The sequence below is a fragment of the Streptomyces chiangmaiensis genome (assembly GCF_036281785.1).
GTDB lineage: Bacteria > Actinomycetota > Actinomycetes > Streptomycetales > Streptomycetaceae > Streptomyces > Streptomyces chiangmaiensis.
The window spans coordinates 1-9223 of the sequence record NZ_JAYWVC010000267.1 but is presented as its reverse complement, the minus strand read 5'-3'; the positions used below and the strand labels follow the sequence as shown (position 1 = coordinate 9223).

The following is a 9223-nucleotide window of genomic DNA, read 5'->3' as shown; positions in this document are numbered from 1 at the left end:
TGAGCAGAAGCCCCCCGGCCCAGGCCGGGGGGCTTCTGCGTCTTGCGGGTGGGGTGGCAGCCGTGGCCCGGCGGGTCGCCGGGCCCGTGATCGGCTAGTGCTGTGGCCGGAAAGGTTTGCCGGTGAACCTTTCCGGTCGCCGCACTAGGACCAGCGGACGCCGGTCAGCCGCTCGTATGCCTCCATGTACTTCGCCCGGGTCGCCTCCACGATCTCCGGGGGCAGCGGCGGCGGGGGCTGCTCGCTCACGCGGTCCCAGCCGGAGGCGGGGGAGGTGAGCCAGTCCCGCACGAACTGCTTGTCGAACGACGCCTGGGGCCGGCCCGGCTCCCAGCGGTCGGCCGGCCAGAAGCGGGACGAGTCCGGGGTGAGGACCTCGTCGGCGAGGACGAGGGTGTCGCCGTCATGGCCGAACTCGAACTTGGTGTCCGCCAGGATGATCCCGCGATCGCGTGCGACGGCCCGGGCGCGGCCGTAGATGGCAAGGGTCGTCTGCCGCAGCTGGGCAGCCGTCTCCGCACCGACCTGGCGGGCGACCTCCTCGTAGGAGACGTTCTCGTCGTGCTCGCCGACCGCGGCCTTGGTGGCGGGGGTGAAGATCGGCGCGGGCAGCTCCGAGCCGTCGACCAGGCCCTCGGGGAGGGCAAGGCCGCAGACGGTGCGGGACTCGTTGTACTCGAGGAGCCCCGAGCCGGTGAGGTAGCCACGCGCCACGCACTCCACGGGGATCATCCGCAGGGACTTGCAGACGAGAGTGCGGCCGGCCCAGTCGGCGGGGGCGCCCGGCGGCAGTTCCGTGCTCAGGACGTGACTCGGGACCAGATCGGCGAGCTGGTCGAACCACCAGAGCGACAGTTGGGTGAGGATCCGGCCCTTGTCCGGGATCTCGGTCGGCAGCACCCAGTCGAACGCGGACGTTCGGTCGCTGGCGACCATCACGAGGTCGCCCGCCTCGTTCTGGTACAGCTCCCGCACCTTTCCGGTGTGCAGATGCACCAGCCCCGGGACCTCGACGGGCTCGGGCTTTTCGACGAATCCGGACACGGTTCCTCCCCGTGGTTCTCTCCAATTGGCTCGATTCTCCCGTATGCGAGGAGCGAGCCGGTCCGCGGGGCCGGGACGGGACGGAGTCAGTCCCGTTTGCAGATGCGGTCAAGGAGGTTCGCGGTCGCCTGCTGGATACGGGCGTCCACGTGGCCGGGGCGGTCCAGTGCGGGCGACCAGGCGAACGTCCCGGACGCGAAGACCAGGGCGCCGGAGGGAGCTCGGTACAGGGACGTCTCCTGATGCCGCAGTATGCCCTCGCTGTCCCGGTACGGGGAGTGAGCGAGGAGGATGCGGCCCTGATGCTCGGGCAGTGGCGCGCGCGGGAAGTAACGGTCCGCCTCCCCGGCGACCATCCCCGCGAGCTCGTCGCCCTCCTCGGCGCCGGTCGCCTCCCACAGCCAGTGGTCCGCATTGCGGACGACGAGGGGGTGGGGCTCGGGCACCCGGCCCGCGTACTGGATGCCGATGGTCTCCTGCTCGGGACGGTCGATCTCCCGCCACAGCGTGGGCTTCCCCGGGCCGCGACGCTTGCGGCAGGTGAGCAGGCGGTCGGGGGCACCGGACGGGGACGGCCCCAACTCCACCTGCCAGTACATGGTGTTGGCGGAGAGGAAGACGAGCGAGGTGCCGTTCTCGCGGGCGAGTTCCACGGTGCGGCGCATCTGCGACGACCAGTACTCGTCGTGGCCCGGGAAGACGAGGCCGCGGTAGCGGGTGGGGTCGATACGGCCGGCGTGCAGATCACGGGCGTCGGCGTAGGAGAGGTCGTAGTGGTAGCGCTCGGCCCAGCGGATGAAGTCGTAGGCGTGCCCCACGTGCAGCGGGAGACCCGCGCCCGCGTACGGGCGGTCGAAGGAGACCGTGGTGGCGGCGTCCGCCTCGCCGAGCAGCCGGCCGTTCTCGTCCCAGGCGTGATAGAGGCTGGCACCGGTGCGGCCGTCCTCCGGGTAGAGGTTGTACGCCTGCCAGGTGATGTCCGGGAGCAGCAGGAGAAGGTCGGCCGGCCGGTTGTCGCGGACGGTGAAAGGGACGTGGGAGCGGTAGCCGTCGGTGGTGGTGAGGACCGCCACATACGCGCCGATGCTCCAGTGGGACGGGATCTGCAGCCGCCAGGAGAGCCACCAGTGGTGGCAGGAGACCGTGCGGTCGGCCGTCAGCGGAGGGGGCTGCACGATGCCGGAGAGACGAGGGCTGGTGGTGATCTTGGATGCCCCGTCGCCGCCGTAGTGCCCGATCCGGTACACGTCGACGGCGAACTCCTGGGGTGGGTCCACGGTGATGCGGAAGTCGATGGCCTCGCCGGGCGCGACCCCGCCGGTGGAGGTGAAGCCCTTGATCTGGCGGTGGACGTCGTCGGCGGAGCGGGGGCCACCGGTGCGGGGCGCCGGGATCCGCGCTCCTTTGTGGCCCTGGGACGGAACGTGGGCCGGGGCCGGATCCACGTACCAGGGGACCACCTGGCCTGTGTCGTCGAAGTATGTCTCGCTGCCCCGGAGCCAGGGGACAGGGCCCTGGCCGAAAGGATCCGTCACGGCGTGTGCGAGAGCGCCCGACTCCCAGCGGCGGATGTGTTCCGACCCCATGCGTGTCCCCTCCCTCGACCCCGTCAGCCGTCGTAAGCCCTTGCGTCGTACGCGAACGGTCCCAGCACATCACATTACGCACGCACTCCGTCACCGTTCGTCGCGAATTGACGTGAACGGAATGGGATTCTCCGGCAGGGATCGGGGGCCGGGCGCCATGAGGAGGGGCATCACCGCAGGTGGGCGGGGTGGGGGCACCAAGGGCCACGTCCGGCTCGACAGGAAGGGTGACGGTGGGCCTACGGGACGGAAGAGTCCCCCCCGGGGGGACCGGGTGACGGGCCGAGTCGCGTGGCCGCCGGAGGCGGACGTCAGACCAACCGGACCGGCTTCTCGGGACGTATGCCGAGGTGGAGCAGCCAGGTGCGGAGCGGCCCCGGGTCGCCCTCCTCGACGAGGGTGAGCACCCGGGGGGCCAGGTCGGTCGCACGTTCGCCTCTGACCACCAGGGACGGGCCGTCCAGCCAGTCGAGACCGGGCACGGCTCCGGCCGTGTCCATCGCGGCGCAGCACACCATCGCGGCGACATGGTCGACGAGCAGTTCGCGGCCGGTGCGGGGCGGCTGGAGGGGGAACAGCGGGAGCAACGCGTCGTCCCACACCGTGCGGTCGGGCGCCGGCGGGTGTCCTGCGGCCCGGCCCGGTGTCGCCGCGACGGCCGACTCCTCCCATGCGACCTCGGCACTGAGTCCGGCGATGACGGCGGCGGTCCGCGCACCGGCGACCGCGCCGTCCTCCTCGCTGCCGGACAGGGAACCGGCGGCGGACACGGCACCAGTGCTCGTGTGACCGCCGGGTACGCCGACGGACTCGCCTCGCACGCTCATGCCACGGAAATCCGCGCCCGCGTCGGGGACGGTCGCCCCGCCGGGCGCGCTCACGCCGTCGGAAGCGCCCTCCGCGCCCTGGCCGTGGGCCGCCCTGCCGGGCGCACTGTCGGGGTACGGGGTGGGTACGCCGGCGCATCCGCTCCCGGCCGTCGGAACATCGCCCTCGCGATCGCCCGTCCGGACCGCCAGATACTCCAGCACCCGCTCCAGCGTCGGCCCGCCCGCGTCGGGCACGGTCGTGCGGGTGGTGCGGTGGACGCCCAAGGCGTCCAGGACCCGGTGGAGTCGGGCCGCATCCGCGCGCCACTTGCGGTCCACGACCTCGTCGGGGTACTCCTGCCAGTCCACCGGAGCCCAGTCCGGGCCGGGCGCCACCGGACCGCCGTGGAAGAGGCGTGCTGCCAGCAGCGAGGCAGCCTCGTCCACCGCTCCGGGCTCCTCCAGGAGGTCGCAGGCCGGCCGCTCACCCAGACGGGAGGCGAATCCCTCGGCCAGGCGGTCCCGGCGGGAGAGCTCGGTGAGCGCCGCGACCACGCCCGCGTCCAGCCGCGAAGGCCAGCGCCCCATTCGCCAGGCCGGCAACGCGACCCGGGTCAGCAACCGGTCCCAGCCGGCATAGGCCAGACCCACCTGCTCCTGCGCGACGATCCGCAGACCGTAGTCCACAGCCTGGGCACGCTCGGCCGCGGCGGCCGCAACCCCTCGTTCCATCTCCTCCGCATGCCCTCGGCAGCTTCGCAGCAGCAGACGGGCGACCCAGCCGACCCCGCCCAGCACCGCACGGATCAGGGGTCTGTGCGTGGGGGTCGAGGTCACGGCGACGGCGGCGTCCAGGCCTCGGACGAAACGACGGGCTGCGGCTATGTCCGGGTGTGCCGACGGCCCCGTACCGGCGACGACCGGGGCGAGGACCGCGCGCAGTTCGCCCACCCGCATCCACCACAGGAACGGGGAGCCGATCACGAGCACGGGCGCCGCAGGAGCCCGGTGGTGCCGGGAGGACGGCAGACCGCGTATGCCCCGTGGGCCGGATATCTCGTCTCCCGACCGGAGCGGCGGGCCGTGGGCGGGATGGGTGCGGTCCTCCAGCCAGCTGTCGCAGTCCGGGGTGAGCGCTATGGCGGACGGGGCGGGGACGTCGAGGCGATCGGCCAGGTCCCGGACCATCCGGTACAGATCGGGGGCCGAGTCCTCCGTGATCGGCACTGTGGGGCTGACGGCCGGACGGGCGCGGGCGACGACGAGGGCGATACCGCCGGCGGCGAGCAGGACCACCGCGGCGACGCCGGTCGCGGCCCAGCGCGCGACGACCCCCCACTGCCCACCGCTGATGTGACCGGTGGAGCGGCCCACGAGGAGCACGACGGCGACGGCGGCGGGCAGCAGAGCGACGGCCAGTGCCCTGCTGCGGATCCGCAGTACGGCAAGGGCCCGGGAACGCGCGGCCTGCGCGCCGGCCTCCACACCCAATCCGGTCACGACCGGACGTCACCCCCTATGTTCCGCCTCTGTCCCATGCGACCTGCGCCGTGACGGTCCCCGTCACAGAGGTCGTCGCCGGACGTCTGTGCGTTGCTCACTCCCCCACTGTGGCACCCGTCACCGACATCGCAATGCCGGTGGGCCAAGTGCCGGAACGCTTGCGCCGCACCCTAGTTGGGGCCCCGAACCTCGTCAGCCGGATAGGTCACCGCTCACTCGATGGAATGGCTTTGGGGAAAGGTGGATGACGCAGGGCGACGACCAGACCTCGAATTGCACACCGACGCGCAGCGACTCCGACACGGATTCCGGGTCCCGCCTCACGACACGGACCCCGGATCGTGAGACGGATCCGGGGCCCGCGGGGTTCATCGCCGGGCAGCGCCATGGCTTCGGCTCAGGCGCCGGCCTGCGCGGCCTTCGCCGCGATGTCCGTGCGGTGCTGGGAGCCCTCGAGCCCGATGCGGTCCACCGCCGCGTACGCCCGCCGTCTCGCCTGGGCGAGGTCGGCGCCGGTCGCCGTGACGGACAGCACACGGCCGCCCGCGCTCACCACGGCGTCGCCCTCGCGCCGGGTGCCGGCGTGCAGCACGTAGGCGTGCGGGGCGTCCTGGGCCACCACCTCGTCGAGACCCGTGATCGGGTCACCGGTGCGCGGGGTGCCCGGGTAGTTGTGCGAGGCCACGACCACGGTGACCGCGGCGTCCTCGCGCCAGCGCAGGGGCTCCAGGTCGGCGAGGGTGCCGTTCGCCGCGGCCAGCAGTACACCGGCGAGCGGGGTCTTCAGCCGGGCGAGGACGACCTGGGTCTCCGGGTCGCCGAACCGGGCGTTGAACTCGATGACCCGGACGCCGCGCGAGGTGATCGCCAGGCCCGCGTACAGCAGTCCGGAAAAGGGGGTGCCACGGTGGCGCATCTCGTCGACAGTCGGCTGGAGAACCATCTGCAGGACGTCTTCGACCAGCTTCGGGTGGGCCCACGGGAGCGGCGAGTACGCCCCCATGCCGCCGGTGTTGGGCCCCTCGTCGCCGTCCATGGCGCGCTTGAAGTCCTGGGCCGGCTGGAGCGGGAGGACCGTCTCCCCGTCGGTGACGGCGAACAGGGAGACCTCGGGTCCGTCGAGGTACTCCTCGACGACCACGCGCCCGCATCCGGCCGCGTGCGCTTTCGCGGCCTCCAGGTCGCTGGTGACGACGACGCCCTTGCCTGCGGCGAGGCCGTCGTCCTTCACCACATAGGGGGCACCGAAGGCGTCGAGCGCCTCCTCGACCTCTTCGGCGTTCGTGCAGACATACGAACGGGCGGTGGGTACGCCCGCGGCCGCCATCACGTCCTTGGCGAAGGCCTTGGAGCCCTCCAGCTGGGCGGCCTCCGCGGAGGGTCCGAAGACGGGGATCCCCGCCTCGCGCACCACGTCGGCGACGCCCGCGACGAGCGGGGCCTCCGGGCCCACGACGACCAGCCCGACCCCGAGCTCGGTGGCCAGCGCGGCCACGGCCTGTCCGTCGAGGGCGTCGACCTGGTGCAACTGGGCCACCTCGGCGATGCCCGCGTTTCCGGGGGCGCAGTGCAGCTCGGTGACGTCGGGGTCGAGGGAGAGGGAACGGCACAGGGCGTGTTCGCGGGCGCCGCTACCGATGACGAGGACCTTCACGGGGGTCAGCCTAACCGGCGGGGCGGGGTGACCTTGTGGGGGCCGCCGAAGGGCACCGGGACGGATGTTCGTAGGTTCCTCCCGAAAGGAAGGGGACACGCACCGCCCCCGGCCGGTGGCCCTGCTCGCTCCCGCTACTCGTTCGAGAACTCCTCCACCACGGTGGCTCCCAGCTCCCGGACGATCAGTTCATGGCCCGACAGGGCCGACTCGTCCAGGTCGGGGTCGTCGTCCTCCGGCATGTCGTCCTCGGGGGCGACCACATGCCGATCGGCGGGGGGCGTGGCCGGAGCCGAGGCAGGGGCCGTGGGCGCCGGAGCGGAGGCCGCCGGGGTGGCCGGACGCGCCGGCGGGGCAGGCTGCTCGGCCGCGGGGCGCGGCGCTGCCGAGGCGCCACCGCCGGGACCGGCGCCTCCTCCCGGCTGGTAGCCGCCGAACCCGGAGCTCGCGGTGGCCGGCGGTGCCGAGCCACCCGACGGGTCGACGATGGCCTCCACCTTCCACTGCACGTTGAACTGTTCGGCCAGCGCCTGCCGCAGCACGTCCTCGCTGCCGCTGCTGAGGAAGTTGTCACGGGCGCCCGCGTTCACGAAGCCGAGTTGCAGTGTGGTGCCGTCGAAGCCGGCCACCTGGGCGTTCTGGCTCAGCAGGATCCAGGTGAAGCGGCGGCGGTTCTTCACCGCCTCCAGGATGTTCGGCCAGAGCGTGCGGGGGTCGAGACCACCGGAAGCGGGCACGGACGCGACAGGTGCCGGAGCGGCTGTCGCGGGCGCGGCTCCTCGCCCCGGAGCGGCAGGGGTCCGTCCCCCGCCGGCGGGCGCCGCCGTGGGCCAGCCGCCGGGCCGTCGACCGCCCCCCGCGGCGGCAGCGGTGGGCCAGGCCCCGGGCGCGCCGGAGGCTGAGGTCCCCGGCTGGGGCGCCGCGGGGGCGGCCGGTGCGGTCTCCTGCGCTGCCGGAGACGGTCCGGACACCGGTGGTGCACCGGCCTCGGCCGGGCCACCGGCACCGCCCGCGCCAGCGGGCCCGGCACCACCGTTCCGCACGGCGGCACGGGCCGCCGCCGGTCCTCCGCCGAGCGGAACGGGTGCCGCATCCTGCGGCACCGGCCCCCCGGTCATGCCGCCGTGCACCTCGGGACCCGGCACGTACCCCATGGCGGGCCCGGCGCCACCGCCGGGGAGGGCGACGCCCCGCTCCAGACGGTCCAGGCGGGCCATGACCGACCGCGCGTCCCCGTACGCCGCGGGCAACAACACCCGGGCACAGATCAGCTCGAGCTGCAACCGGGGCGAGGTGGCCCCGCGCATCTCGGTGAGTCCCTCGTTGACCAGGTCGGCGGCACGGCTGAGCTCGGCCGGACCGAAGACACCCGCCTGCGCCTGCATACGCTCCAGTACGTCGGCCGGGGCGTCGATGAGCCCCTTCTCGACGGCGTCGGGCACGGCGGCGATGATCACCAGATCCCGCAACCGCTCCAGCAGATCGGCGACGAACCGCCGAGGGTCGTTGCCCCCCTCGATGACACGGTCCACGACCTCGAAGGCGGCCGCCCCGTCCCCGGAGGCGAAGGCCTCGACGACGGAGTCGAGGAGTGACCCGTCCGTGTATCCGAGCAGCGAGGTGGCCATGGCATACGTCACGCCGTCGGCACCCGCGCCCGCCAGCAGCTGGTCCATGACGGACATGGAGTCACGCACGGACCCGGCACCGGCGCGCACGACGAACGGCAGAACTCCGTCCTCGACGGGGATTTCCTCCTTCCGGCACACCTCGGCGAGGTAGTCCCGAAGGGTCCCCGGTGGCACGAGCCGGAAGGGGTAGTGATGGGTGCGCGACCGGATGGTCCCGATGACCTTCTCGGGTTCGGTGGTCGCGAAGATGAACTTGAGGTGCTCGGGCGGCTCCTCGACGACCTTCAGCAGAGCGTTGAATCCAGCCGACGTGACCATGTGGGCCTCGTCGATGATGTAGATCTTGTACCGGCTGCTCGCGGGCCCGAAGAAGGCCTTCTCCCGCAGGTCACGGGCGTCGTCGACACCACCGTGCGACGCGGCGTCGATCTCGATGACATCGATGGACCCCGGGCCGTTCCTGGCCAGGTCCCGGCAGGACTGGCACTCGCCGCACGGCGTCGGTGTCGGCCCCTTCTCGCAGTTCAGGCACCGGGCCAGAATGCGTGCACTGGTCGTCTTCCCGCAGCCGCGGGGCCCGCTGAACAGGTACGCGTGATTGACCCGGTTGTTCCGCAGCGCCTGCTGCAGCGGGTCGGTGACATGCTCCTGCCCGATGACCTCGGCGAACGACTCCGGGCGATAGCGGCGGTACAGCGCGAGAGACGACACACATACGAGGTTATAGGCGCCCGCTGACAAAGCGACCGGCCCGAGCCCGCTCCCGAGCCCTGCACCCGCGCCCCGGCCGCCGACGCAGAAGACCCCTCACGCACCCGCCAGAGCCGACCTACCCTTGCTGCCTTCCGGCCCTGGGGGAGTTCAGTCAGATAGCGCCGCGTGAGGGGCTGGCCCCCAGCGTACCCGATCGCCGGGGGCCCGAACGAGTTCGCTAGCACTCCCCGGCGTCATGTAATGTTTCCGGCGGAGGATTCGCCTAGAGGCCTAGGGCGCACG

The 9223-nt window shown here is 72.6% G+C and carries 5 protein-coding genes and 1 other RNA gene; all 6 read right to left on the bottom strand.

The features are described 5' to 3' along the window. Positions 1 to 144: 144 nt before the first annotated feature. The 6 genes from VXC91_RS39225 to ffs all read right to left on the bottom strand — a co-directional run bounded on the left by VXC91_RS39225 (position 145) and on the right by ffs (position 9119). Complete coding sequence (locus tag VXC91_RS39225; protein WP_329512137.1) at positions 145 to 1044, bottom strand: phosphoribosylaminoimidazolesuccinocarboxamide synthase; 900 nt, start codon at positions 1042 to 1044, stop codon at positions 145 to 147. An 86-nt stretch (positions 1045 to 1130) separates the two neighbouring features. Continuing rightward, the gene (locus VXC91_RS39220) at positions 1131 to 2630 is read right to left on the bottom strand and encodes a N,N-dimethylformamidase beta subunit family domain-containing protein (RefSeq protein ID WP_329512136.1); all 1500 of its coding nucleotides are present in this window, start codon (positions 2628 to 2630) and stop codon (positions 1131 to 1133) included. A gap of 311 nt (positions 2631 to 2941) precedes the next feature. Next, on the bottom strand, positions 2942 to 4939 hold the full coding sequence (locus tag VXC91_RS39215) for a hypothetical protein (protein WP_329512135.1): 1998 nt from the start codon (positions 4937 to 4939) through the stop codon (positions 2942 to 2944). Positions 4940 to 5339: 400 nt separating this feature from the next. Then, positions 5340 to 6596 (bottom strand): phosphoribosylamine--glycine ligase, encoded by a 1257-nt coding sequence (gene purD, locus VXC91_RS39210; protein WP_329512134.1) that lies wholly within the window; start codon positions 6594 to 6596, stop codon positions 5340 to 5342. 134 nt (positions 6597 to 6730) lie between these two features. Then, on the bottom strand, positions 6731 to 8938 hold the full coding sequence (locus VXC91_RS39205) for a DNA polymerase III subunit gamma and tau (protein WP_329512133.1): 2208 nt from the start codon (positions 8936 to 8938) through the stop codon (positions 6731 to 6733). An 84-nt stretch (positions 8939 to 9022) separates the two neighbouring features. Beyond that, positions 9023 to 9119: signal recognition particle sRNA small type (gene ffs / locus VXC91_RS39200), an RNA gene on the bottom strand. Positions 9120 to 9223: the final 104 nt, after the last annotated feature.